Below are 24,444 nucleotides of genomic sequence, written 5' to 3' on the forward strand. Positions count from 1 at the left end.
TCGCGTTCGGCGCGCTGCTGCGCCAGGGCATCGGCGACACCATCCGGGTCTCCCTGTCCGCCCCGCCGGTCGAAGAGGTCAAGGTCGGCACCCAGATCCTGCAGTCGCTCAACCTGCGCCCCCGCAAGCTCGAGATCGTGTCCTGCCCGTCGTGCGGACGCGCCCAGGTCGACGTCTACACCCTCGCCGACCAGGTCACCGCAGGCCTGGAAGGCATGGAAATCCCGCTGCGCGTCGCGGTCATGGGCTGCGTCGTCAACGGCCCCGGCGAAGCCCGCGAAGCCGACCTCGGCGTCGCCTCCGGCAACGGCAAAGGCCAGATCTTCGTCAAGGGCGAAGTCATCAAGACCGTGCCCGAACACGCCATCGTGGAAACCCTCATCGAAGAAGCCATGCGCATCGCCGAGGAATCCGGCGAGTCGATCGGCGAGGGCGCGCCGAGCGTCACCGTCGGCTGAGTTTTCCCTGCGAAAGGGCTCCCCGGCTTCGGTCAGGGAGCCCTTTATTTTTCAGCGGCGTTCCAGCAGGACGACCGGTACCTGCCGCCCGGAAGCGGCCTCGAACTCGGCGAATTTCGGGACCTGCGCGATCTGGTCCGCCCAGATCTTGGCGCGTTCCTCCCCGGCGGTCAGCCGTGCTTCGACCGGGATTTCCTCCGCGCCCGCCTCGATGACCGTCCGCGGATTCGCCATGAGATTGCGGTACCACGCGGGGTCGCGCGGACTGCCGCCGTGCGTGCCGAAGACCGCCCAGTTGTCGCCGACCGGCTGGTAGAACAGCGGGCTGATCCGCGCTTTCCCGGTTTTCGCCCCGATGTGGTGCACGAGGATCAGCGGCATCCCCTTTTCCGGAAACCCCGGCAGATACGGCGGAACTGGCCGGCCCGCGGCGAATTGCTCCGGACTGCTCCAGGCGACGTACCCGGCGTTCTCCCGGAATTCGGCGAGAATCCGGACATTCCAGTCGTCGAGGGTGGGCACGGCATCTCCTTCACTAGGCGGAGCACTTGCTCCGCAAAGTAGCACACTAGGCGGAGCATGTGCTCCGGGTAAGCGAGTATGCTCGGCACATGGCCGTGGCTGACCCGCAGACTCCCACCCGTCGTCGCGCCCTCCGTGCGGACGCGATCCGCAACCGGGAGGCGATCGTCGAAGCCGCCGCCGAGGTGATGGCGGAGCAGGGAGCCGCCGTCGACGTCCGCGAGATCGCCCGGCGCAGCGGGGTCGGCATGGGGACGCTGTACCGGCATTTCCCGAAGAAGGAAGACCTCGTCCGGACGGTCCTGGACCAGGACTTCTCCCGGTGGGCCGAGTCCGCGCGGCAGGCAGCCATCGAGGCGGACGACCCGTGGGCCGCGCTGACCGATTTCTATCGGCAGGCGTTGTCCGGCTGCGCCCGGCACCGCGCGATCATGGAGAGCTTCGCGCTGACGTGGACGGACCCCGACCCGACGGGGATCCCGCAACTCCGTGCGGTTCTGGAGGAGCTACGGGCGCGCGCGGAGGAGTTGCTGCGGCCCGGGGTGACTACGGATGATCTGGTGCTGCTGCTGATCTCGCTGGGGTACGCGGCGCAGTTCACGGACGCTTGCCGACCGCACATGTGGAACCGGCTGCTGCGGGTTTCCCTCGACGGATTGCGGGCGGAGCATCGGGAGCCGTTGCCGGAAAGCTAGCCGCCGGGGGTGATCGTGAGCCCGTGGCGCGGATCCGGCACGGCGGCGAGCGCTGTCCTGACAGACGGCTGGGCGCAGAATTCGTCGCGGATCGCCTCGGTTCTGAAGGCGATCTCGAAGACGACGCCGCGTTCGTGCGTCCGCCAGGACCATCGCACGGCGCGGTCGACGATCGCGGCTTTGAGCAACACGTCGGAGTAGGTGCTCCGCCAATCGCTCGCGGAGGATTCTCCGTCCAGCACTTCGATGGATAACCATGGATCCGACACTACTTCAGGCCTTCCCCGCTTCGGCGTCGCTCAGCAGAAGCAGCGCGTAGTAAGCCAAGAAATGCTCCACCGCATACGGCCCCTCCGCCACCTGCGGCAGCCCAGCCTCCGCATGCTCGCGCGAAGCCGCCTCAATCACCGCGATCCGGCCGTCTCCCTCCGGCAACGCCGCTGCGATCCGTTGCCAGCACCACGCGCGGTGGAGGTTGAGCCCGTGCAGATGGGCGATCAACCCGTCGGAAGCGTCGGTCACCACCGCCGGGGTGAAGAGCGCCGCCGGGTTCCGCTCGCCGATCCCCGGCAGGAAACCCTCCAGCCAGGCACCGAAATCGGGTACCAGCTGGCTCATCAGCTCGGCTTCGGCCAGGGCGGGGCTGAGGAAATCAGCACCGGACGGCTCCCAAGCCCCGGGGTAGTCGCGGTCCTCCCCGAACCAGCGCCACGCCGTTTCGGTGAGGACCTGCAACAGCTGCGGCTCGCCCCGGGAGGCCAGGTGCCGAGCGTAGGGAAGCGCACGAGAGAGTCCGAAAGCGCCGTTCTCGTGCAGACCGTACCGAATCGGGTACGTGACCTTCGGCAGCCAGTCGAGGAAGCGGGTCACGAAAAGCCTGCTCAACGGTTGCAGCGCCGCGGACCAGCGCGCGGCGTCCGGGTCGTCCCAGGTGGCGGTCTCGAACGTCAGCGCCAGCAGGATCGACCAGCCATACGGACGCTGGGTCGTGCGGTGCTGCTCCGGCGCGAAGTAGGCGGCTTCGGCAGCCAACGCGGGCTCAGTCAGGTGCGCATTCAGCACGGCGCGGATCTCGTCGGCCGGGACGAGCGTCGGGTATCGGCGCAGTAGATGCACCAGCACCCAGAACATTTCCACGCACGAATGCCAGTCGAAGCTGCCGTAGAAGCACGGGTGCAGCTCCCGGATCGCCGGGACGGGAGTATCGTCGAGGCGCCAGTGGCTCTCGTAGTGCGGATACTCGCGTACGACATTGGCCAGCGCGACTTCCGCCAACTCGCCGGCGTGCGCGACCATGTCAGCCGCGCAGGTGATGTTGGGCGGCTTCGCGGATCTGGATCCGGACGTTCTCCAGCGAAGCCGCGACCTCGTCGATCTGCCGGATCGCGATCTGCACCGAACCCTGGATGGCGGTCGCGGAGCCGGTTTCGCCGAGCAGGCCGAGCACCTGGGCCTGCAGGTCTTCCAGTTCGCCCTTGGTGGCGAGGGCGATTCCGGTCGGCACCTGGTCGGCGAGCAGTTCGAGCTGCTGCGCCTGTTCCTGGATCGTCATCGGGCTTCTCCTCATCGTGGGGACCGCTCTCCCGTGGTAGCAGAATTCGCCCGGATCGGGGCTAGCCTGGTCGCGTGAGTCACAGCTGGGCCGCCCGTCCGCCGCATCCGGTGTTGCGGGGCCTGGTCACGCGCTACGTCGGGTACGCGCAGGAGAACGTCACCCTCGAGGTGCACCGCGGGCTGCCCTCGCGGCACATCACGCTCGTGATCAGCCTCGAAGACCCGATCCGGTACGCCGGGCTGGCCGGGGCGGGAGCGCTGCAGAGCGTGGTCGGCGGCCTGCACACCGAACCCGCGCTGATCACGCAGGACCGGGTGCAGCGCGGGGTGCAGCTGGAGCTGGACCCGCTGGGGGCGCGGACGCTGCTGGGCGTCACCGCCGCGGAGCTGACCGGCCGGGTAACCGACCTGGCCGACTTCGGCGGCGACCTCGCCCGTTTGCCGGACCGGCTGGCCGCGGCGGACGACTGGCGCACCCGGTTCGCGATCCTCGACGAGGTGCTGGCCGCGCGGGCGGTCGAGCGCACCGAACAACCGCCGGAGCTGGACCGCGCGTGGCACGAGCTGCGCCGCAGCGGCGGGCTGTTGCGGGTCGGCGAGCTGGCGAACGAGGTCGGCTGGAGCCGCCGTCATCTGGGGGAGCGGTTCCGCGCAGAGCTGGGATTGGCCCCGAAACAGGCGGCCCGCGTACTGCGATTCGAGCGGGCGGTGCGGTTGCTGCGCACCGGGCATCGCGATCTGGCTGGGATCGCTTATGCCGCAGGGTATTACGACCAGGCGCACTTCTCGAACGAGTGGCGCGCGCTGGCGGGGTGTTCGCCGCGGACGTGGATGGCTGAGGAGCTCCCGTTTCTCCAAGACGAGTCGAAGACCGCCGCCGCAGAATCGGTGGCATGACTCCGCAACCGACTGTCTGGCCCGCCTTCCGTTACAACGACGCGCGCGGCGCGATCCGTTTCCTCACTGACGTCCTAGGCTTCGAAGAGACCCTCGTGGTGCCCGGAGAAAACGGCGTCGCGCACGCCGAACTCCGCTGGCCCGAAGGCGGTGCCGTGATGCTCGGCAGCTGCGGCGGCCCAGCCGACGGCGTGCACGACGAGATGAAACCCGGCGCCAGCGCGGTGTACGTGGTCTCGGACCGCGTCGACGAGATCTACGCCCGCGTGCGCGAAGCCGGTGCCGAAATCAGCCTGGAGCTGCACGACACCGACTACGGCTCGCACACGTTCACCGTCCGCGACCCCGAGGGGAACGCCTGGACGATCGGGAGTTACCGCGGCGCTTAGCCCTCGGGATAGAAGACGAACAGCGTGCAGCCGGTCGCCGAAGCCGGGACGTGCCACGAACCCGCCGGGGCGTGGATGAACGTGCCGGCCGGGTAGTCGCGGGCGCCGTCGTTGAAGGTGCCGGACACGACAAAGACCTCTTCGGGACCGGGCTCGTGCACGTCGCGTTCGGGCCACGTGCTGCCGGGATCGAACTCGACCACGTTGGCGTGCGCGCCGTTTTCGCCCTTCCACAGCGGGCGGAGACGGATGCCGGGGAACAGGTCCCTCACCGGGGCTTCGCCGGCCGGGACCGACGTGTAGCCCGGCTGGGCAAGGATTTCGGAGTGCATGAGACCGAGCTTGGCTTCCCGTGCCCGCGCGGGACAGTGTCAGGAAAGACGTCATCGGGTACTTTCTTGCCATGCATCGTGTGGTCGCCCTCGTCCGGCCGGTGCAGTCGACGTTCGAACTCGGCTGCGGCGCCGAAGTGTTCGGCACGCCGAGAGACGGCGTGCCGCAGTACTACGAATTCGAGGTGTGCACCGAGAATCCCGGCCCGGTGCCGACGTCGGCCGGGTATGCGATGCACGTGTCCAACGGGCTCTCCAAGCTCGCCACGGCCGACACGGTACTGATCCCCGGCTGGCTCCCGGTCGAGACGCCGCTTTCCCCGAAGGTGCGCCGGGCGTTGCTGAGCGCGCACGAACGAGGCGCGCGGCTGGTCACGATCTGCTCGGGCGTCTTCGCGCTCGCGCAGACCGGACTGCTGGACGGAAGAACGGCGACAACGCACTGGGCGCGCGCCGAACAGCTGCGTCGGGATTTCCCGGCGGTGCAGGTGGAACCGGACGTGCTGTACGTGGACCACGGCGACGTCGCTACCAGCGCGGGTGCAGGAGCGGGCATCGACCTGTGCCTGCACCTGGTCCGCCAGGACCACGGAGCGGCGCACGCGGCGCTCGTCTCGCGGCACATGGTGATGCCGACGCATCGCGAGGGCGGGCAAGTGCAGTACGCGCCGCCGCAAGCGTCCGCGAACACGTTGGACGGGCTGCTCGACTGGGCGGGGGAGCAGTTGGGCACACCGCTGTCGGTGGAGGATTTGGCTGCCCGCTTGCGGATTTCCCCGCGGACGCTGGCTCGCCGGTTCGCTGATCAGCTCGGGACGAGCCCGGGTGCGTGGCTGTTGTCGCGGCGGGTGGCCGAGGCGCGGCGGCTGCTGGAGGAGACCGATCTGCCGGTGGACGCGATCGCGGTGCGAGTCGGCCTGGCGTCGGCGGTGAACTTGCGGCGTCGGTTCCGGGCACAGGTGGGAACGACGCCGGGGGCTTATCGAAGGGCTTTCCGGATAGGGTGATCGGCGCGCACCGGCAGGGAGGTCCGGTACGCGCCGATCACCGGTTACGCGGTGGTGGCTTGCACCGTCACCGCGGGGCCGACGCCGTTTCCGGTCACGGCGGCGATGGTGAACGTGTACGCGGTGCCGGACTTCAGCCCGTCCACGACACGGGTCAGGCCCTTCTGGGTGGGCTGGCTGACGATCGTGTCGCGTCCGGTGACCTCGATGGTGCGGCCGTCGGACACGGTGATCCGGTAGCCGATCACCGGGGTCGACCCGGTTTCCGCCGGCGGCGTCCAGTGGATGCTCGCCGCGTCGGTGCTCGGCAGCGCCTTCGCCTTGGTCGGAACAGCAGCGAGCTGGGTGCCCGGCTGCGCGGCGGTGACCGGTGCCGAAGGCAGCGACGGCAGGCCAACCCCGTACCGGTTGCGCGCCGCCACCGTGACCGTGTAGGTCTGGCCGTCAGTCAGCTTCGGGATCACCGTGTACCCGGTGCGCGCGAAGTCCTTGGCAGACACCGAACTCGTGACACTGTGCTTGCCGTCCGACGCGGTCAGCAGGTAATCCTGCACCGGCGCACCGTTTTCCGCGACAGTCGGGTTCCAGGTCGCGTACAGCTGGCCGGACACCGAGAAGGTGCCGATCCGCGTCGGGGCCTGCGGAGCGGACGCGCCGTCGATCCGGCGGTTCAGCACCGAGCGGTGGCCCGGTTCGATCCCCGCGTTGTCCACAATGGACTTAGGCGCGGCGGCCGGGTTGTTCAGCAGGTGGTTGCCCGAGGTGATGACGCCCTTCTTGTCGCCGTCCGGATCGCCCTGCTCCCAGTAGTTTCCGGAGATGACGGTCGGGTCGTTGTTGCCGAGCGAGTCGCGGTAGTCGACGTGCGTGGAGGCCACGTTGGCGTACGCCGCGTGGTAAAGCACGTTGCCGGAAACGGTTTCGTAGGTGCAGCCGTTGTCGGTGTAGACCGACTTGCCGAGGCCCCACTGGTCGTAGATGACGTTCCCGGTCACCTTCTCGCCCTCGGCCTGCGACGGGCCGGTGATGCCCTGGGTGTAGATGCCGCCGCCGTCGTCGAGGGAAAGCATGTAGTCGTGGATCAGGTTGTCCGACACCACGTTGTTGCGCGAGACGTTCGGCGTCGCGGCCTGCTTGATCTTGTCCGGCCAGCCGCCCCAGCCCATCGAGATGCCGGAGTACGCGACGTGGTCGATCTGGTTGTGCGACACGACATTGTCCTGCGAGTACCCGTTGACGATCGGCACCCCGCCGGTGAATTCGCGCGGCATGCCGTACAGGTGGTTGTTGGTCACCTTGACCCGCGCCGTCAGGTCCGCGCCGGCGGCGGTCGGCTTGCTGACGCCGCCGATTTCGACGCCGTTGCCGGAGATGTCGGTGAACACGCTGTCGGACACGCTGCTGTCCTGCGCGCCCTCGCCGAGATCGAGCCCGGCCGCGCCGAGGTGCGCGAACACAGCGTCCCGGAATTCGAGCCGGTGCCCGTGCGACATCGAGACGTTGCCGGGTTCCTTCGTCCAGTCCGCGTACGGGCACGTGCCGCCGGGCGTGAACTGGCAGAGACCTTGCGTGGCCCAGCCGCGCTCGCCGGTGATCCGGTAGCCGGCCTGGATTTCGGAGAAGCCTTCCGGCGACGACGGTTCGAGCCAGGTCGCGTAGGAGAACTGGATGCCGCGGAACGAGATGTCGTGGATCGGCGCTTCGGCGGTGCCGCGACCGTCCACGAGCTTCTCCAGCGCGGGCATCTCGACGTCGGCCCAGTGCAGGTTCTCGCCCTTGCGCGGCAGGTAGTACACGGTGTGCGCGGAGCGGTCGAGGTACCACTCGCCCGGCGTGTCCAGCAGCTCGAACGCATTCTCCACATAGGACGGTTGCCGTCCGTTGGTGAGATCGCCCGGGCCGACCATGTTGACCGAACGGCCGGGGATGTCGGCGAACATCACGCGCCGGGTCGAGTTGTCCCAGCACGGCTGCGCCATGGTGATCGTCGTGCCCTGCGCCGAGGCGACCGGGCAGCGCGGCTCGGTCCACTGGCCCAGGCCGTTGCGCTCGACGTTCCACAGCTCCTCGCCGCTGGTGTACACCAGTTCGAGGTCGCTCGGGTTCCGCCAGTGCGCCATGGTGTCCGCGGACGCGGTGTACCCGGTGTCAGTCGCCTTCACCGTGACCGGAAGCCGTCCGGACGCTCGCTGCGCGCGGACGCCGTCGACGTACAGCTGGCGAGTGTTGTCCAGTCCGGCGGGCGCGGGCGCGGAGTAGAGGCCGGGGCGTCCGGCGACCGGATGCCAGCCGGTGACCTGCTTGCCGCCGCTGACCACGGTGCCCGGCGAGCCCTGCCAGACGACCCGGTGGCCGTTCGTGCCGGAATCGGAGGCGTCGAGTTCGAGCGGTTTGTCGAGCCGGTAGGTGCCGGAGGCGACGTGCACGGTCAGGTCGGAGTTCAGGTGCGCGGCGCGTTGCCGGACGAGCTGCTGGGCGCGGGGGAGCGTGCGCACCGGCGACCAGACGGCCCCGGAGCCGGAATCGTTGCCCCACGGCGAGACGTACACGTCCTGGCTGCCCGGCCACGCGGCCGCCGCACCGGCGGGCAGCAGCGCGGTCGCGGTCAGCGCCGCGACCGCGAGCCCGAGGGTGCGCGCTGGTCTGAACTTCATCCGGGACCTCCGTGTTCGCCAGTGAACGACGCTGGGGCGCGCCGCAAGAAAGATAGGATCTATTCGCGATCGTGTCGAGAGGTCTCCGACGGATATTCCCAGCATTCACGGTGGTGAACAGGGTTGATCCGGTCGGCGGGTTCCGTCCCGCCTAGCGGTCAGTGATCCGATGAATCATTGCTGCTGCCACCGCGCCGCTTGTACAACGAAGCGATCCCCGGGAGAGGTGGTCGCGATGAAGCGAAGTCGGATCGGTGTGCTGGCCGCGGCGGTGGCGGTGCTGGCCGGAGCGCTGGCGGGAACAGCCGCCGCGGACAGCCAGTCGATCGAATCCTGGACGCCGGTGGCGAGAACGCCGCCGATGGGCTGGAGCAGCTGGAGCGCGCTGCGCCGTAAGTTCACCGAGGAAACGATCAAGGCGCAGGCCGACGTCATGCACGACCGGCTCGCCGCGTACGGCTACCGCTACATCAACATCGACGCGGGCTGGAACGACCACGTCGACGAGTTCGGCCGCGTCGCGCCGGACCCGAAGAAGTTCCCCAACGGCATCGCGTCGCTGGCCCGGTACCTGCACCAGCGCGGCCTGAAATTCGGCATCTACCTGGTGCCCGGCGTCCCGGCGCAAGCGGTCGCGGCCGATTCGCCGATCGAGGGCACGCCGTACCGGGTGCACGACATCGTCATGGCGGGCGCGGGCAACACCGCGGACGACAAATCCGCGAAACTCGACTTCAGCAAGCCCGGCGCGGCCGCGTACGTCCGCTCGCAGGCGAGGCAGCTGGCGTCATGGGGCGTCGACTACATCAAGATGGACTTCGTCGGACCCGGCGGGGGCAATATCCCGGCGGACAACCGCGAGGACATCCGGCAGTGGCACGCGGCGATCCAGGCCACCGGCCGTCCGATCCACTTGGAACTGTCGAACTCGCTCAGCATCGCCGAGGCCGCGACCTGGCAGCGCTACAGCAACGGGTGGCGGATCGAGGGCGACATCGAGTGCTACTCGCACTGCGTCGGCCTCACGAACTGGGACGTGCGGGTCAAGCTGCGCTTCGCCGACGCTCCCAAGTGGACTGGCTTCGCGGGCCCCGGTCACTGGAACGACCTGGACTCCATCGAGATCGGCAACGGCGATGCGAACGGCATCACCCCGGACGAACGGCAGAGCGTCATGACGCTGTGGGCGATCGAGGCGTCGCCGCTGCTGCTCGGCACCGACCTGACCAAACTCGACCCGGACGACCTGAAGCTGCTCACCAACCGCGAGGTGCTGGCCGTCGACCAGGCGGGACGGGCGGCGCGTCCGGTTTCGCAGGCGACCCAGCAGCAGGTGTGGTTCAGCTCCGACGGCCGCGGCGGAGTGACGGTCGCGCTGTTCAACCTGGGCTCGACGGAGGCCCCGGTGACCGCGTCCTGGCAGGACCTGGGTCTGCGCGGCCCGGCGGCGGTGCGGGATCTGTGGACGCACCGGAACCTGGGCGTGAGCCGGGACAGCCTCACCGCGACGCTCGCGCCGCACGCTTCGCGGCTGCTGCACCTGGTCCCGCGGCATCACTGAGCTCCGCACGCGGCGGCCGCCGTCCGTGAAGGGCTCCTTCACGACCGGCTGCGGGTCGTGAGGGGAACCCTGCGGGAATCTGCGTCAGTGAGGGCGGCCCTCACGGACCTTGCCGTGCCCGGGCGTCCGTGAAGGGCTCCTTGCGGGAATCCAAGTCCGGGAAGGGGCCCTTCACGGCCCGCAGGCGTCGTCGTGAGGGGAACCCTGCGGGAATCTGCGTCCGTGAGGGTGGCCCCCACGGACCTTGCCGTGCCCGGATGTCCGTGGAGGGCTCCTTCACGGAATCTGATTCCCTCGGGGAGCCCTTCACGGATCCCCGGGGAAGCTCCGGGGGCACCCGGGCGGGGTGCCTCCGGAGCCCTCTTCCGCGGATTCGGGCACGGTCGGTGGCGGAGCCCGCCGGGGCGCCGCCGTTCGGGTGCGAGGGCCGTTCATCTCAGCGTGTCGGCCGGCTCGCGTTCCGTTCACCCGGTTCATCTGGCACTCTGGACCCCGTGTTGCGGCTTGCAGGTGCACGGCTGCTCGATGATCGGGACTATCCGGCGGTGCGCGCTGCACTCGCCGCCGACCCGGTGGGCAGCTGCATGGTCAGCGCCCGGGTCGAGGCGGCCGGTCTCGACCCGTGGCGTCTTGGTGGCGAGCTGTGGGCGGCCGACGCCCGTCCGGTGCGCGCCGGACGGCTCACCGGGCTGTGCTTCGCCGGGCCCAACCTGATCCCGTTGCGCGGCAACGCTTCGGCGCTCCGGTCCTTCGCCGACCGGGCGCTGCGCCGCCAGCGCACCTGTTCCTCGCTCGTCGGTCCCGCCCCGCAGGTGCTCGGGTTGTGGGACGAGCTGTCCTCGGAATGGGGCCCGGCCCGCGAGGTGCGCGGCGACCAGCCGCTGATGGCCCTCGAAGGCGACCCGCTGGTGCCCGCCGACCCGCAGGTCCGCACCGTCCGGCCGCACGAACTGGACCGCTACCTCCCCGCAGCCGTCGCGATGTTCATCGAGGAGGTCGGCGTCGACCCGCGCGCGGGCGACGGCGGGGCCAGCTACCGCGCCCGGGTCAGCGAGCTGATCTCCACCGGCCGCGCGTTCGCCCGGTTCGAGGACGGCGAGGTCGTGTTCAAGGCCGAGATCGGCGCGATGTCCGCGCGAGTCGGCCAGATCCAGGGCGTGTGGGTGCACCCGGACCGGCGCGGCGGCGGGCTCGGCACCGCGGGCACCGCGGCGGTGGTGAACCGCCTGGTCCACGGCCTCGGCCGGACCGCGAGCCTGTACGTGAACGGGTTCAACGCGCCCGCTCTGGCGGCATACCGGCGGATCGGGTTCCAGCAGGTCGGCCAGTACGCGACGGTGCTGTTCTGAGCTGGCTGCGCCGCGGCCGGGCGAGGTCGTAGGCTGGGGGACATGTCCGTTCGCGCCCCGTTGAAGCCCGGCGTCCAGACGCCGCGCCGTGCCGTCCCCGCCGACATCGCCCGTCCCGAGTACGTGGACCGGCCGGCGCCGAAACGGGACACCGGCAACGGAGTGCGCACGCCCGAGGTCATCGAGGCGATGCGGGTCGCGTCGAAGATCGCCGCGCAGGCGCTCGAGGAGGGCGGCAAGGCGGTCAAGCCGGGCGCGACCACCGACGACATCGACAAGGTCGTGCACGAGTTCCTGCTCGACCACCGCGCGTACCCGTCCACGCTCGGCTACCGCGGCTACCCGAAGTCGTGCTGCACCTCGCTGAACGAGGTGATCTGCCACGGCATCCCGGACTCGACCGTGATCGAGGACGGCGACATCTGCAACATCGACGTGACGGCCTTCATCGGCGGCGTGCACGGCGACACCAACGCGACGTTCCTCGCCGGCGACGTCTCCGAGGAGGTGCGGCTCCTGGTCGAGCGCACCCGAGAGGCGACCGCACGCGCGATCAAGGCGGTCCGCCCGGGCCGGCAGCTCAACGTGATCGGCCGCGTGATCGAGGCGTACGCGAAGCGCTTCGGCTACGGCGTGGTCCGCGACTTCACCGGCCACGGCGTCGGCCCGGCGTTCCACACCGCGCCGACGGTGCTGCACTACGAGGAGCCCTCGGTGCAGACGCTGATCGAAGAGGGCATGACCTTCACGATCGAGCCGATGATCACGCTCGGCACCATCGACTACGACCTGTGGGCCGACGACTGGACGGTCACCACGAAGGACAAGAAGTGGACGGCGCAGTTCGAGCACACCCTCGTGGTGACTGCTGACGGCGCGGAGATCCTGACGCTTCCGTGAGAATGCCGTCGTGAACAACGACGCGAGACGCGCCGCGGTGGCGGCCCTGATTCGGCTGTCGGAAAGCCCCGGCTATCTCGACCGAGCGGACGCCGGTCGCGCCCTTGCCAGCTTCGCCGAGATGCCGGAGGCCAAGGGGCCGCTGCTGGGACTCGTGCTCGACGCGGACAACACGTTTGTCACTCGCGAGACGGCGGAGGCTTTGCTCCGCCGTCACGACTCGGCCGGGCTTGCCGTGGTTGCCGCCGCTCTTGCCGACGCCGACCAGAACCAGGACGACTGGATTCATACCGCGGTGGACGATGTGTTCACGGCGTACGACACCGAACGGGACGCAGCGCTGCGGGAGTGCCAGGCGCTGGAAGAGGACGCGGACGAACGGACGCGCCGCGGCGCGAAGCGCTTGATCAGAGCGCTCTCCACCATCCTCGGCCCAGCGCGGAACGACTGATCACAAACCCTCGGCCCGCGCGATCAGCTCGTCCAGGAACCCAGCCGCCTCCTCGGCAGCCCGGTCGGCGTCGCGAGCCTCGATCGCGTCCACCAGTTCCCGGTGCCGGATCATCTCCGCGTGCTCCGGATTGTCCGAAGTGGACGCCACGCTCGCGGTGATCGCCTCCATCAGGCCGCGGTAGAGCTCCAGCAGCAGCCCGTTGTGCCCGCACCGGACCACGACCTGGTGGAATTCCGCGTCGCTGCGGGCGAAATCGTCGAGGCGGCCCTCGTCCCAGTCCGTGTCGCGCCGGTTGAGCAGGACGCGCAGCTCAGCCAGGTCTTCCTCGGTGCGCGCGGTCGCGGCCAGCCGGGCGCCCTCGACCTCCAGCAGCCGCCGGACGTGCAGCACCTCGCGCAGTTCCGTCCCGCACAGGCGGCGGATCGCGCCGGACACCTCGCTCGTCGCGCGTACGTACGTGCCGTCACCCTGGCGGACTTCCAGGATCCCGGTGTGCGCCAGCGCGCGCACGGCCTCGCGGACCGTGTTGCGCCCGACGCCCAGCTGCGCGGACAGCTCCGGCTCGGTCGGGATCCGGTGCCCGATCGGCCATTCGCCCGCGGTGACCGCCTCGCGCAGCTGATCGATGACCTGGTCGACGAGTCCGGCGCGGCGGGTGGTGGCCAACGGCACAGCCTGATCCCTTCATCCAATCATCCTACGTATGGAATAGTAGCGCACATGCCCGCCGACTCCCGAGACGCTGCAGCCGTGTCCACCGCCACCTATTCCGACCGGCTCGAGCTCGAACTGGAAGGCAGCCTCGAGGAGGAGGTGCCCGCCGGTCGCCGTCCGGGCGTGGTGGCGGGCGGCGTGCTGCTCGCGGTCGCGGTGGTGCTGACGGCGATGAACCTGCGGCCGGCGATCACGAGCGTCGGTCCGCTGCTCGCGGAAATGCGCGGCAGCCTCGGCGCGTCCGCGGTGTGGGCGAGCATCCTCACGACCCTGCCCGGCCTCTGTTTCGCCGGTGCCGGATTGGCCGCGCCCGTGCTGTCGCGCCGCCTGGGCATCGGCCCGGCGATCGGTCTCGCGCTGGCGGTGCTGACCGCGGGCCTCGCGGTGCGGGTGCTCGACGGACCGTACGTCGTGCTCGGCGGCACGCTCGTCGCGACCGCGGGAATCGCGCTGGTCAACGTGCTGATCCCGGTGGTCATCAAGGATTCGTTCCCGGCTCGCGTCGGGCTCATGACCGGCGTCTACACCGCGGCGCTGCAGGGCGGCGGCGCGGCGGGTTCCGCGCTGAGCCCGCCGCTGGAATCGGCCCTCGGCGACTGGCGCGCCGCGCTCGGCAGCTGGGGCGTTCTCTCGGCGATCGCGTTGGTGGCATGGCTGATCGCTTCGCGCGGCACCGGCCGTCCGCCGCGTCCGGCCGCGGGCTCCGCTCCCGCCCGGTCGCTGATGCGCAGCCCGCTCGCGTGGATCGTCACGATCTTCTTCGGCCTGCAGTCGTTCATCGCCTACGTCGTGATGGGCTGGCTGCCGCAGGTGTTCATCGACTCGGGCGTCAGCAAGGCCGACGCCGGTCTGCTGCTCGGCCTGATCTCGGTGATCGCGGTGCCGATCAGCCTGGTGATCCCGCCGATCGCGGCGCGGCAGAAGAGCCAGAGCCCGTGGATCGTCGGCATGGGCGTCTTCGGCGCGGCCGGCATGCTGGGCCTCGTCATCGCGCCCGCGTTCTCGCCGCTGCTGTGGAGCATCCTGCTCGGCATCGGGATGAGCGTGTTCTCGCTGGCCCTGACGGTGATCGCGCTGCGAGCCCGGACCGGCGCGGAGACGGCGCGGCTGTCGGGTATGGCGCAGGGCTTCGGTTACCTGCTGGCCGCGGTGGGGCCGTTCGTGTTCGGCCTGCTGCACGACGCGACGGGCAGCTGGACGGTGTCGTTGATCGTGCTGCTCGTGGTGATGGTGACGCAGATGATCTTCGGTGCGCTGTCCGGGCGGCGCCGTTTCGTGTGAGGCTGGCGTGACTGTGTCACGTTGAGGACATAACGGCGCGGCCACGACGGAGCGGCATAGTGAGCCGAGCGGTCTTCTTGTGCCTGATGGCCGTCGCCGGGGTCGCGCTGATGTGGTTCACCATCGACGTCTTTTTCGTGAGCTGGAAGCCGAAGTGCCAGCCCTCGCCGGAGGTGCGCTGCCAATGGGTGGACAGCGGGAAGACCGCGACCGTCGCCGACCAGTGGGATCAAAACGCCTTCATCGTGGCCGTCATGTTCGGTCTCAGCGTGTTTCTCATTGTCGCGCCTGTCTTTCTGGCGATCCGCGACGTCCTGCGCCGCCGGGACGAAAGCTTCGAGGCTCAGCTGCGCGGGTCGGATCCGCCGCGCAGCTGAACCTCTCTTAGCTCGCCAGCGCCGCCTCGGGCAGCTGGCCAGTGCGCCGGACGTCGTCCAGCGCGGCCACCGCGACCGCGAGGCATTCCGCGGCCCGTTCGGACGGCATCGCCCGAAGCTCCTCCAGCAACGCGAGCGTCGCGGCTGTCGTCCCGAGCTCGGCCCGCCGCACGGCGAACACCAGCTCGAGATCCGTCACGTCGGTCCAGCGAGCGGCCAGATTCTCCGTGGCCGCAACGATTTCCCCGGCGATCATGTCGGTCATGTCAGTCCCCGCACCTCCGCGGAGAACAGTAACAACGCGACATCCTTGTTACCCGATTCGGGAATCCCCGCCCCGGGTGATCAACTCTGGGTATCCCCGGAGTCAGTCCAGCGGCAGATTCAGCAGCGCGTTCTCCACCAGTTCCGGCATCGCCGGGTGGATCCAGTACTGCCCGCGCGCCATCGACCGCGCGTCGAGGCCGAAGCTCATCGCCTGGATCAGCGGCTGGATCACCGTCGACGCCTGCGGGCCGATGATGTGCGCGCCCAGCAGCTGCCCGGTCGCCGGATCGGCCAGCAGCTTCGCGAAACCGGAGGTGTCCTCCATCGCCCAGCCGTAGGCGATGCCCGCGTAGTCCTGCTTCGAGACCACAAAGGACAGTCCGCGCTCGGTCGCCTGCGCCTCGGTCAGCCCGACCGACGCCACCTGCGGCGAGGTGAACACCGCGTGCGGCACGAACCGGTGGTCGGCCTTGATGCGGTCGTCCGGGTGCGCCAGATTGTGCTGCACCACGCGGGCTTCGTGGTTCGCGACGTGCTTCAGCTCCAGCGGCGACGAGATGTCCCCGAGCGCGTAGATGCCTTCGACGGACGTCTGCTGGTAGTCGTCCACCGCGACGTGCCCGCGTTCGGTGGTGGCGACGCCGGTGGCAGCCACGTCGAGCAGATCCGAGTTCGGCTTGCGGCCGGTGGCGACCAGGATCAGGTCGGCCTCGACGGTCTCCGCGCCCTGCGGTCCTTCGAGATCCAGCGCGACCCCGTTGTCCGTGCTGCGCGCGCGAACCGTCTTGCGGTCCAGCCGGACGTCGAACCGCTGCGAAGCCAGTTCGGTGAACCGGGCGCTGACGTCCGCGTCCTCCTGGCGCAGCAGCGCGCCGGAACGGTTCACCATCGTGACCGCGACGCCGAACGACGCGAAGACGTGCGCGAACTCCGCCGCGATGTATCCGCCGCCGAGGATGACGATCCGCTCCGGCAGCGTGTCGAGCCGCATGACCGTGTCGGAGGTGTAGTAGCCGGTTTCGGCCAGCCCCGGCACGTCCGGGATCACCGGCCGCCCGCCCGCGGCGAGCACGAACCGGTCCGCGGTGACGACCTCGTCCGGACGGCCGTCGGCGAAGCTGACCCGCAGCTCCTTCATGCCGGTGAACCGGCCTTCGCCGCGGTAGACGTCGACGTTGCGGTTGTCCTCGTGGTTCTCGCGGTACTCCGCGCCGCCCTCGGCGATCGGGTCGATCCGGCCGAAGATCCGGTCGCGGATGTCCGGCCAGCGCACCGCGGTGAGCTCCTCGTCCACGCCGAAGCGCGAGCTGTGCGCGGGCGTCGCGGCGACGTCGGCGGCGTAGACGAACATCTTCGTCGGGATGCAGCCGACGTTCAGGCAGGTCCCGCCGAACACGCCTTTCTCGACGATGGCCGTCCGGAGGTCGGCGAACTCCGGCCCGAGGATCGAGTTTCCCGATCCGGTCCCGATGATCACCAGGTCGTAGTGCGGCACGGCGGTCCTTCCCGAAAGCGGTCTGCTGCCAGCCTAGTCAACCCCGGATGCCCGCCCCGGTGTTCCCGGCTCACTCGCCGTTGGCTGTGAAATGCATCCGGTCGACCGGCGACTTCCACGCCCCGCCCCACTGCCAGCCCGCCGCGGCGAACGCGCGCACGACCGGGCCGCCCGCGGTGACCATCCCCGGCCGCACGTTCGCGCGGTCGACGTAGGCGGACGCCAGTTCGGGGAGGACGAGGTCGTCCTTGGTGTAGGGGTTGCAGAACGGATTGACGTCCACCGCGAGCCCGTACGCGTGCGCGGACCAGTTCTTCTGCCCGCGCACCGGACGGCAGACGAACGCGCTGGTGTCGTTGCCGTCGCCGGTCGGCGGGGCGTCGAGTTCGGCGGGGGAGGTGATGCGCATTTCCTCGATGGGGAACTGCTGCGCGTACAGCTCGCCGAACGCCTTGACCACCCCTGGAGCCGCGTCCTTGTTCACCAGGAGTTCGCCGGTGTGCGTGCGATGGTCGAAGCCCCAGAAGGAAAGCGTGACGTACCGGAGGTCGGCCGACGACACCGGACAGGCGGCCTGCCAGGTGCTGCGCTTGAGCACGGCGTCGGGGACGTCGGCGATCTTCGAGGTGTACGTCGTGCCGGACGGCGGCGGGAGGAAGTCCTGGGTCGGCAGCGAACGGTTCACCAGTTCGGGTGGAGTCGGCCGGATCTCGCCGAAGCCGTCCGGGCGGCGCGGCAGCGGATGAGCACCCACCTGCCAGGTGACGGCGGGCGCGCTCGTCGCTGTCCGAGTTGCCGGAAGTGTCGGACTGGGCGGTGCCGACGGCGCGCTCAACGGGCTCGGCGGGGGAGCCGCGGGGGTGCTGGTGGCACATCCGGCCAGCAGAAAGAGCGTCAGCGCGCCGGCCGTCGCGGCTGTTTTCCGTCGCATGCCCCCAGCTAAGCGAATGCGCTCGGTGTATAGAGACTCCACCCGTTCCAGTGACACCGTTTTGGGCTTGGCCCGTTTAGGGTAATCGCGGCCGTGTGTGCACGCGCCGGAGCCGGTTGATTCCCGTGCGCGTCCAGGCTGTGCCGTCGTAGTGCCGATGAAGGGAAAGCCCATGCCCGCGAAGTTCCGTCGTCCGGTCCTGCTCGCGGCGGGCTCGCTGCTCGCCGCCGCGATCGCGGTCCCGGTCGGCTCGGCCTGGGCGGCGACGCCGTCCGACCCGGGTTCGCACGCGCAGCCCCGGATCGTCGGCGGCAGCGAGGCTTCGCTGGCCGACCATCCGTACGCGGTCTACCTCACCGACCAGAGCGGCTCGCAGTTCTGCGGCGCGGTGATCGTGAGCCCGTCCGCGGTGGCGACCGCCGCGCACTGCGCGAAAGCCCTGCCGAAGTCGTCGGTCCACGTGGTCGCGGGCCGCCAGGACAAGCGGAGCAGCGACGGCGTGGAACTCGGCGTCTCGCGGGTCTGGGTGAACCCGGACTACAGCGACCCGACGAGAGGCGACGACATCGCGGTCCTCACCGTGCGCGGACGGCTGCCCTACCGCGCGGCGAAGGTCGCGGACAAGAGCGACCAGTCGCTGTACGCGGAAGGCACGCAGGCGACCGTGCTCGGCTGGGGACGGCTGTCCGAAGGCGGGGAGCGGTCGGACGTGCTGCGCAGCGCCCAGGTGCCGCTGGTCAGCGACTCCACGTGCAAGACGGCCTACGACACCTACGACCCGTCGAGCATGGTGTGCGCCGGCTACCCGCAGGGCGGCCAGGACGCCTGCCAGGGGGACTCCGGCGGCCCGCTCGTCGAGGGCGACACCCTGATCGGCATCGTGTCCTTCGGCGACGGCTGCGGAAAACCGGGCAAGCCCGGGGTGTACACGCGGGTTTCGCAGTTCTCCGACGACATCGCGGCCCAGTCCCAGGCGCGGCTGCTCGGCTGAGCTGTGTTAAGCAAGGCGGCGTGACGACTCTGCACCGCGCCGCCGGGCCCGACCTCGCCGCGGCCGACCTTTACGCGATTCTCCGGCTGCGGTCGGACGTGTTCGTGGTGGAACAAGACTGCGTGTACGCCGACATCGACGGGCTCGATCTGCTTCCGGAGACGGAGCATTTCTGGGTGGCCTCCGATACCGAGGTTCTCGCGTGCCTGCGCGTCCTGGCCGAGCCGAGCGGCGGACGGCGCATCGGCCGAGTGGTGACGGCGAAGTCAGCCCGCGGCCAGGGTTTGGCGGCGCAACTGATGGCGGCTGCGCTGGACGGGGCGACCGGCGCGTTCGTACTGGACGCGCAGACCTATGCGCAGCAGCTTTACGCGCGGTTCGGTTTCGTGGCTGAGGGCGAGGAATTCCTCGAGGACGGGATCCCGCACATCACCATGCGCCGCCCGGCTTAACCGCGAGGCGCGGTCGCGGCGATCACCTTCACCGCCCGGTCGATGTCCGCCTCGGACAGATCCGCGCGGGCGGTAAGCCGCAGCCGGGAAACGCCGTCCGGCACCGCGGGCGGGCGGAAGCAGCCGACCTGAATCCCTTGCTCCGCACAGGCTTCCGCCCACGCGCTCGCAGCTTGCGGCGACGGCGTCCGCACCGCGACCACGGCAGCCTCCGGAAGATCGACCGGCAGACCGGCGTGCTTCAGGCTCATCGCCAGGTTCCCGGCGTTCTCGATGACCTTCGCCGGCAGCTCCGGTTCGGACTTGAGCACCTGCAACGCCGTCAGCGCGGCAGCGGCACTGGCCGGCGCGAGAGCCGTGTCGAAGATGAAGCTGCGAGCCGTGTCGACGAGATGCCGGATCACACGGCGCGGACCGACCACTGCGCCGCCTTGCGCACCCAAGGCGTTGGAAAGCGTGAGCGTGGTGACGACGTCCGGCGCCGACGACAATCCCGCAGCGCTCACCGCGCCCCGTCCGCCTTCGCCGAGGACACCGAACCCGTGCGCGTCGTTGACGACCAACGCAGCACTGTGCGCACGACAGATCTCGGCGAGTTCGCCCAGCGGCGCGACCTCACCGTCAGCGGAAAACACCGAGTCAGTAACCACAATCGCCCGCGGTTTGCGTCGGGTGGCCAGCGCGTGCTTGATCGCCGACGGAGTCGAGTGCTCGACAGCCGCGATGTCCGCGCGGGACAGCCGACAGCCTTCGACCAGCGACGTGTGGACGTATTTGTCGGTGACAATCGCCGATTCGGCCCCGGACAGGGCGGTCACCGCGCCGAGGTTGGCAGTGAATCCGGAGGAGAAGACGAGCGCCGCCTGGGCCCCGCAGAAGCGGGCGAGCTCGTGCTCGAGCTCGACGTGCAGTTCGGTGGACCCGGTGAGAAGACGCGATCCAGTCGCCCCGGCCCCCCACCGCAACGCGGCTGCGGCGGCCGCCCCGGCGACGCGCTTGTCGCGGGCGAGGCCGAGGTAGTCGTTGCCAGCGAGGTCGAGCACGGAGTGCTGCGCGGGCCGAGGATTCATCCGCCGCGAGAGACCGGCTTCCGCCCGCCGCTGGCCTTCGGCTTCAATCCAGTCGAAGACGTTCTCAGGCGGCAGCGGCGGAGTGTCAGTCACTGAGGCAGTGTCGCATCCGGCCGGGCGCCGCGTTCCCCACCCCCGCTTCCAGACGGACGGGAAGCGGGGCAGGGCAACGGAAACAGACTGGTGCGACGGGGTTGGGCGTGGTGGGCGCGGGCTCTGGTCGGGGTGGCGGGCGCGGCTGGCGGGGTGCGGGCTGGCTGGTGGCGAGGGCCCTGCTTGGCGATGGCCACTTTTGTCGGGTGCGGACTGGCTGAGTGTCGAGACCATGGTCGGCGGCTGGGGCTTTCCGGGGGTGCTGTCTGGCGTGCACCCCTGCTCAGCAGCCGGAGCGCGACTGTCGGGATGAGGGCTGGCGGTGTGGTTCGGCAGGCGAGCACCTGCTCAGCGACGGCCGCCCTGTCGGGTTGTGACTCTCGGAGTGCAGGCTGCGGTGGGTGGTTTGGCCTGCGACCCCCCGCTCAGCGACGGCCGCCGTGTCGGGGTTCGGGCGCGGGCTGGCTGGCGCGCAAGATCCTGCTTCAAAGAAGACCGCTGCGTCGAAGCGCCACTGTCGCGGTGCTATGGCATCGCGGCCTGACGCCGAGCCCAGGCTCGATCCGGGGCATGCGACCTGGTTCAGCAGGCGAATCCGGCCCGGAAACGAAGAACGGCCCCGCCGAAGCGGGGCCGTTCTCCCGGGATCAATCAGGCGTCGTGGCCGCGGCGCGGGCCGCGGCTCGGGCGGCCGAAGCCGCCGCCGGAGCGGGACTGCTGGCGGCTGCGGCTGTAGCCGCCACCGCCGCGGTTCTCGCGGGAGCCGTAACCACCTTCGCGGGCGTAGCCGCCTTCGCGACCACCCTCGCGCGAGTAGCCGCCCTCGCGGGCGTAACCGCCTTCGCGGGAGCCCCGGCCGTCGTTCGAGCCGCGGTTGTAGCCGCCTTCGCGGGGACCGCGGTCCTCGCGCGAGCCGTAACCGCCGCGGTCTTCGCGCGAGCCGCGGTAGCCGCCGCCTTCGCGTCCGCCGCGGTAGCCGCCGCCTTCACGCGGGCCTCGGAAGCCGCCGCGGTCGCCGCCGAAGCCTCGGCCGCCGGAGCGGCGCGGGGACTCCCGGCGACGCTCCACGACCGGCTCGCCGCTCGGCTCGCGGGCGCCGGTGATGCGGGACAGGTCGTCGTCGTGGGTGCGGATCATCGTGGTCTCGGCGCGCACGCCGGCCCGGTCGGTCATCCGGCGGACGGTGCGCCGCTGGTCGTGCGTCACCAGGGTGACGACGATGCCGGACGCGCCCGCCCGGGCCGTGCGGCCGGCGCGGTGCAGGTAGTCCTTGTGGTCCGCGGCCGGGTCGACGTGCAGCACCAGCGAGATGTCGTCGACGTGGATGCCGCGCGCGGCGACGTCGGTGGCCACCAGGACCGCCGCGTGGCCTTCCTTGAAGTCGGACAGAACGCGGTTGCGCTGGCCCTGGGTCTTGCCGCCGTGCAGGGCCACCGCGTGCACGCCGCTTTCGCGCAGCCGCTCGGTGAGCCGGTCCACGTGGTGCTTGGTGCGCACGAACATGATCGTGCGGCCCTCGCGGGCGCCGATCCGGGTGATGATGTCCTGCTTGTCGGAGTGCGACACCTGGAACAGGTGGTGGTCCATCGTGGTGACGCTCGCGGTCGACGGCGCGACCGAGTGCGTGACCGGGTCGGCCAGGTACTGCCGGACCAGCTTGTCGACGTCGCCGTCGAGCGTCGCGGAGAACAGCAGCCGCTGCCCGCCCGGAGGGGTGAGGTCCATGATCTCGCGGACCTGCGGCATGAAGCCCATGTCGGCCATCTGGTCGGCCTCGTCGAGCGCGATGAAGTTGCAGTCACCGAGCGAGGCGGTGCCCTGGCGGACGTGGTCCGACAGCCGGCCCGGGGTGGCGATCAGCAGGTCGACGCCGCGGGCGAGCGACTCCGCCTGGCGGCCGAAGGACATGCCGCCGACCGCGGTGCGGCACCACAGGCCGAGCGACTTGGCGAGCGGCGTCAGCGAGTCGGCCACCTGCATGGCCAGCTCGCGGGTCGGCACCAGCACGAGCGCGCGGGGGCGCTTCGGGCGGGCCTTGCCGCCGTCGAGCCGGGCCAGGATGGCCAGGCCGAAGGCCAGCGTCTTGCCGGAGCCGGTCTGGGCGCGGCCCAGCACGTCGCGGCCGGCCAGCGCGTCCGGGATGGTCGCGGACTGGATCGGGAACGGCGCGTCGATGCCCGCCTCGGAAAGCGCCCGCAGCAGCGGCTCGGGCAGGCCCAGCTGGGCGAAGGTCTTCACGGCGGGGGTTTCCACCGTGTCGTCGTGGAGAACGTCTCCACCGGCCGGCCGGTGCCGCGGCTTGCGCTCGGGGCGGCCCGCTCGGGAGCGGGCGGACTGGCCGGAGTCGTACGTGATCGTCACAAATGCCTCTCGGACGTGGCACGTCGCAAGGAGGCCCGGGCTGCCCGCGCGCAGGCAGGGCAAGATGGTGTGGCGATGGGCGTTCACAGGGACGGACCCGGTGTGCCGAGCCATGGCGTGGCACACCGACGGAAATTGCTTCGGATGGCCGCGAGTCCTTCTGCGGACTGTGGAGGCGACGGACACCAACTCATCCACGCCGCCGTTGCGGTCTTGACACACTCTACCTGAGAGAGAGCGGTTGCCCCGCACCCAGGTGCACGGTTGTGGGCGGGGTCGCAGGTGTGGCCTGTCGCACACCCGCGGCCCCGCCCGGGGACTCAGCCGAGACCGGCCGCGTTTTCCAGTTCCCGCACCAGGTCATCGGTGCCGGTGACCTGTTCGGACAGTCCGCGGCTGTGGAACCAGCCGGCGAGATTCGCGACGTCGCGGGCGAGGAATTCCCGGCCGCGCGGGTTCGCGATCACGTCGACCGCCTGGGGCAGGTCGATCACCATCAGGTGGCCTTCGTGCACCAGGAGGTTGTACGCGGACAGGTCGCCGTGCGCGAGTCCTTGCCCCGCCAGGAGTTCCAGCGCCGACACGGCCTGCTCCCACAGGTCGGCCAGCTCGTCCGGCCCGGGCCGCAGCTGAGCCAGCCGCGGCGCGGCGGTGCCGTCGGACTCGCCGAGGAACTCCAGCAGGATCTCGGTGCCGTGCCGCTGCACCGGATACGGCACCGGCGCGCCGATCGTCCACAAGCGACTGAGGACGGCGAACTCCGCCACCGCCCACTGTTCGGCGATCAGGTTGCGGCCGAACGAGGTGCGCCCGGCCATCGCCCGCATCTCGCGGGACCGGCGCATCCGCCTGCCCTCGAGATAACCCGCGTCGCGGTGGAACAGCTTGTGCTCGTCTGAGCGGTATCGCTTGGCTGCCAGCAGAACTCCGTCTTCTCCGGGAAGGTTGCGGCGAAGCAGATGCACGTCGGCTTCCTTGCCGGTCTTGAGCACGCCCAGGTCGGTGTCGACCGCGGCGAGTTCGGTGACCACCCAATCGGGCCGCGGATGCGGACCTTGGTCGGCGTCGTCCCAGTTGGTCCATCGGTCGGCGCCGTCGGGCAGTGCGGTTTCGGTGTAGGCGTCTTCGCGAAGCTGGGCGAGACGGACTCGCTCGGCTTCGGTGAGCCGTCCCCGGCGAGCGGGGGCAGGCCCGTCGTCGAAGCGGGGGCGACGGCGCATCCGGCGGTCGGTGTAGTCGGAGGCGTCGGAAAATTCGTCGAAATCGTGCTCGCGCACTGGTGGGTTCTCCTAGATGAGGGTGCCCACCGGGCGAGCGCGTGCTCTAGCCGAGGCGGGCGGGCGGAAGAGGGCAGGACAGCGCCCGGACAAACTCCACGACGCACCTCCCTTGCTTCCGGCAGCCGACGGCAACCCGCCGGACGCCGACTACCTTGCCGACCGTCTCGCGCTCGCGCAACTGATTTATTTTTCGTGCCCGCTCGGCGCGCGAGTGCGGCGTTGGGGGCTTCTGGTTGTTGTTTCCGGGACTGGTCTAGGGGATCACTCCGTTTGGGTGGGTGGGGTGGGGTGGCTCGTTGGTTGAGCCGCGTGACTGGACTGTTTCGCGCCCGTCTGCCGTGCGAGCGCGGGGCGGGGCTT

Annotated in this window: 26 protein-coding genes; 13 read left to right on the forward strand and 13 right to left on the reverse strand. The window is 70.2% G+C overall.

What is annotated here, in order from left to right:
• On the forward strand, window positions 1-458 hold a 458-nt coding region (locus tag PUT80_RS43830), incomplete at its 5' end, for a flavodoxin-dependent (E)-4-hydroxy-3-methylbut-2-enyl-diphosphate synthase (protein ID WP_275295655.1).
• 51 nt (window positions 459-509) lie between these two features.
• Here the strand turns inward: PUT80_RS43830 and PUT80_RS43835 are convergent.
• A complete protein-coding gene (locus PUT80_RS43835; RefSeq protein WP_275295656.1) occupies window positions 510-980 on the reverse strand; it encodes a nitroreductase/quinone reductase family protein in 471 nt (156 codons plus the stop codon).
• A gap of 89 nt (window positions 981-1,069) precedes the next feature.
• Here PUT80_RS43835 and PUT80_RS43840 point away from each other — a divergent pair, with 89 nt between their 5' ends.
• Window positions 1,070-1,675, forward strand: coding sequence for a TetR/AcrR family transcriptional regulator (locus PUT80_RS43840; protein ID WP_037820326.1), 606 nt, complete (start codon window positions 1,070-1,072; stop codon window positions 1,673-1,675).
• On the opposite strand, the gene PUT80_RS43845 is transcribed toward PUT80_RS43840, so the two are convergent.
• From PUT80_RS43845 to PUT80_RS43855, 3 genes are read right to left on the reverse strand one after another with little or no spacing between them, the layout of a single operon-like run.
• Window positions 1,672-1,917, reverse strand: coding sequence for a hypothetical protein (locus PUT80_RS43845; protein ID WP_158714584.1), 246 nt, complete (start codon window positions 1,915-1,917; stop codon window positions 1,672-1,674). The two genes, PUT80_RS43840 and PUT80_RS43845, sit on opposite strands and share 4 nt — an antisense overlap.
• 31 nt (window positions 1,918-1,948) lie before the next feature.
• Window positions 1,949-2,971, reverse strand: a complete 1,023-nt coding sequence (locus PUT80_RS43850) for a DUF2891 domain-containing protein (protein ID WP_275295657.1) — start codon at window positions 2,969-2,971, stop codon at window positions 1,949-1,951.
• Window position 2,972: 1 nt separating this feature from the next.
• Window positions 2,973-3,227, reverse strand: a complete 255-nt coding sequence (locus PUT80_RS43855) for a hypothetical protein (protein ID WP_037820327.1) — start codon at window positions 3,225-3,227, stop codon at window positions 2,973-2,975.
• 74 nt (window positions 3,228-3,301) lie between these two features.
• Between PUT80_RS43855 and PUT80_RS43860 the strand changes: the two genes are divergently transcribed.
• Entirely contained in the window at window positions 3,302-4,126 is an 825-nt protein-coding gene (locus PUT80_RS43860) for an AraC family transcriptional regulator (protein WP_275295658.1), read from the forward strand.
• Window positions 4,123-4,515 carry a VOC family protein gene (locus PUT80_RS43865; protein WP_043830372.1) on the forward strand — a complete coding sequence of 131 codons (393 nt, stop codon included), beginning with the start codon at window positions 4,123-4,125 and terminating at the stop codon, window positions 4,513-4,515. Before PUT80_RS43860 ends, PUT80_RS43865 begins: the two co-directional genes overlap by 4 nt.
• Here PUT80_RS43865 and PUT80_RS43870 read toward each other — a convergent pair.
• Entirely contained in the window at window positions 4,512-4,847 is a 336-nt protein-coding gene (locus tag PUT80_RS43870) for a cupin domain-containing protein (protein ID WP_275295659.1), read from the reverse strand. The two genes, PUT80_RS43865 and PUT80_RS43870, sit on opposite strands and share 4 nt — an antisense overlap.
• Window positions 4,848-4,918: 71 nt before the next feature.
• On the opposite strand from PUT80_RS43870, the gene PUT80_RS43875 reads away from it, so the two are divergent.
• Entirely contained in the window at window positions 4,919-5,854 is a 936-nt protein-coding gene (locus PUT80_RS43875) for a helix-turn-helix domain-containing protein (RefSeq protein ID WP_275295660.1), read from the forward strand.
• A 44-nt stretch (window positions 5,855-5,898) separates the two neighbouring features.
• On the opposite strand, the gene PUT80_RS43880 is transcribed toward PUT80_RS43875, so the two are convergent.
• Window positions 5,899-8,508 carry a fibronectin type III domain-containing protein gene (locus tag PUT80_RS43880; protein ID WP_275295661.1) on the reverse strand — a complete coding sequence of 870 codons (2,610 nt, stop codon included), beginning with the start codon at window positions 8,506-8,508 and terminating at the stop codon, window positions 5,899-5,901.
• Between the two features lie 235 nt (window positions 8,509-8,743).
• Here PUT80_RS43880 and PUT80_RS43885 point away from each other — a divergent pair, with 235 nt between their 5' ends.
• From PUT80_RS43885 to PUT80_RS43900, 4 genes are all read left to right on the forward strand, one after another.
• Window positions 8,744-10,069 carry a glycoside hydrolase family 27 protein gene (locus PUT80_RS43885; protein ID WP_275295662.1) on the forward strand — a complete coding sequence of 442 codons (1,326 nt, stop codon included), beginning with the start codon at window positions 8,744-8,746 and terminating at the stop codon, window positions 10,067-10,069.
• A gap of 494 nt (window positions 10,070-10,563) precedes the next feature.
• Window positions 10,564-11,418: a GNAT family N-acetyltransferase gene (locus PUT80_RS43890; protein ID WP_037820337.1), complete on the forward strand. Its 855-nt coding sequence runs from the start codon at window positions 10,564-10,566 to the stop codon at window positions 11,416-11,418.
• A 42-nt stretch (window positions 11,419-11,460) separates the two neighbouring features.
• Window positions 11,461-12,318, forward strand: coding sequence for a type I methionyl aminopeptidase (gene map / locus PUT80_RS43895; protein ID WP_037820338.1), 858 nt, complete (start codon window positions 11,461-11,463; stop codon window positions 12,316-12,318).
• A 10-nt stretch (window positions 12,319-12,328) separates the two neighbouring features.
• On the forward strand, window positions 12,329-12,769 hold the full coding sequence (locus PUT80_RS43900; RefSeq protein ID WP_275295663.1) for a hypothetical protein: 441 nt from the start codon (window positions 12,329-12,331) through the stop codon (window positions 12,767-12,769).
• Here PUT80_RS43900 and PUT80_RS43905 read toward each other — a convergent pair whose 3' ends face one another.
• A complete protein-coding gene (locus tag PUT80_RS43905; protein ID WP_275295664.1) occupies window positions 12,770-13,444 on the reverse strand; it encodes a FadR/GntR family transcriptional regulator in 675 nt (224 codons plus the stop codon).
• 78 nt (window positions 13,445-13,522) lie between these two features.
• On the opposite strand from PUT80_RS43905, the gene PUT80_RS43910 reads away from it, so the two are divergent.
• The gene (locus PUT80_RS43910) at window positions 13,523-14,767 is read left to right on the forward strand and encodes an MFS transporter (protein WP_275295665.1); all 1,245 of its coding nucleotides are present in this window, start codon (window positions 13,523-13,525) and stop codon (window positions 14,765-14,767) included.
• A gap of 86 nt (window positions 14,768-14,853) precedes the next feature.
• Entirely contained in the window at window positions 14,854-15,144 is a 291-nt protein-coding gene (locus PUT80_RS43915; protein ID WP_275295666.1) for a hypothetical protein, read from the forward strand.
• Window positions 15,145-15,151: 7 nt separating this feature from the next.
• Here PUT80_RS43915 and PUT80_RS43920 read toward each other — a convergent pair whose 3' ends face one another.
• The 3 genes from PUT80_RS43920 to PUT80_RS43930 all read right to left on the reverse strand — a co-directional run bounded on the left by PUT80_RS43920 (window position 15,152) and on the right by PUT80_RS43930 (window position 17,837).
• Window positions 15,152-15,409, reverse strand: a complete 258-nt coding sequence (locus PUT80_RS43920) for a hypothetical protein (protein WP_275295667.1) — start codon at window positions 15,407-15,409, stop codon at window positions 15,152-15,154.
• A 102-nt stretch (window positions 15,410-15,511) separates the two neighbouring features.
• Window positions 15,512-16,906 (reverse strand): mycothione reductase, encoded by a 1,395-nt coding sequence (locus PUT80_RS43925; RefSeq protein ID WP_275295668.1) that lies wholly within the window; start codon window positions 16,904-16,906, stop codon window positions 15,512-15,514.
• Window positions 16,907-16,976: 70 nt separating this feature from the next.
• A complete protein-coding gene (locus tag PUT80_RS43930) occupies window positions 16,977-17,837 on the reverse strand; it encodes a M15 family metallopeptidase (RefSeq protein WP_238607750.1) in 861 nt (286 codons plus the stop codon).
• 172 nt (window positions 17,838-18,009) lie between these two features.
• Here PUT80_RS43930 and PUT80_RS43935 point away from each other — a divergent pair, with 172 nt between their 5' ends.
• Window positions 18,010-18,828, forward strand: a complete 819-nt coding sequence (locus tag PUT80_RS43935) for a serine protease (RefSeq protein WP_275295669.1) — start codon at window positions 18,010-18,012, stop codon at window positions 18,826-18,828.
• Between the two features lie 20 nt (window positions 18,829-18,848).
• The gene (locus PUT80_RS43940; RefSeq protein ID WP_043830347.1) at window positions 18,849-19,280 is read left to right on the forward strand and encodes a GNAT family N-acetyltransferase; all 432 of its coding nucleotides are present in this window, start codon (window positions 18,849-18,851) and stop codon (window positions 19,278-19,280) included.
• Here PUT80_RS43940 and PUT80_RS43945 read toward each other — a convergent pair.
• The 3 genes from PUT80_RS43945 to PUT80_RS43955 form a co-directional block, all read right to left on the reverse strand.
• Complete coding sequence (locus PUT80_RS43945; protein WP_275295670.1) at window positions 19,277-20,443, reverse strand: 8-amino-7-oxononanoate synthase; 1,167 nt, start codon at window positions 20,441-20,443, stop codon at window positions 19,277-19,279. The two genes, PUT80_RS43940 and PUT80_RS43945, sit on opposite strands and share 4 nt — an antisense overlap.
• Before the next feature lie 651 nt (window positions 20,444-21,094).
• Entirely contained in the window at window positions 21,095-22,804 is a 1,710-nt protein-coding gene (locus PUT80_RS43950; protein ID WP_275295671.1) for a DEAD/DEAH box helicase, read from the reverse strand.
• A 320-nt stretch (window positions 22,805-23,124) separates the two neighbouring features.
• A complete protein-coding gene (locus PUT80_RS43955) occupies window positions 23,125-24,081 on the reverse strand; it encodes an RIO1 family regulatory kinase/ATPase (RefSeq protein ID WP_037820360.1) in 957 nt (318 codons plus the stop codon).
• Between the last annotated feature and the right edge of the window lie 363 nt (window positions 24,082-24,444).

Source organism: Amycolatopsis sp. La24 (assembly GCF_029087445.1).
GTDB classification, from domain to species: domain Bacteria; phylum Actinomycetota; class Actinomycetes; order Mycobacteriales; family Pseudonocardiaceae; genus Amycolatopsis; species Amycolatopsis nivea.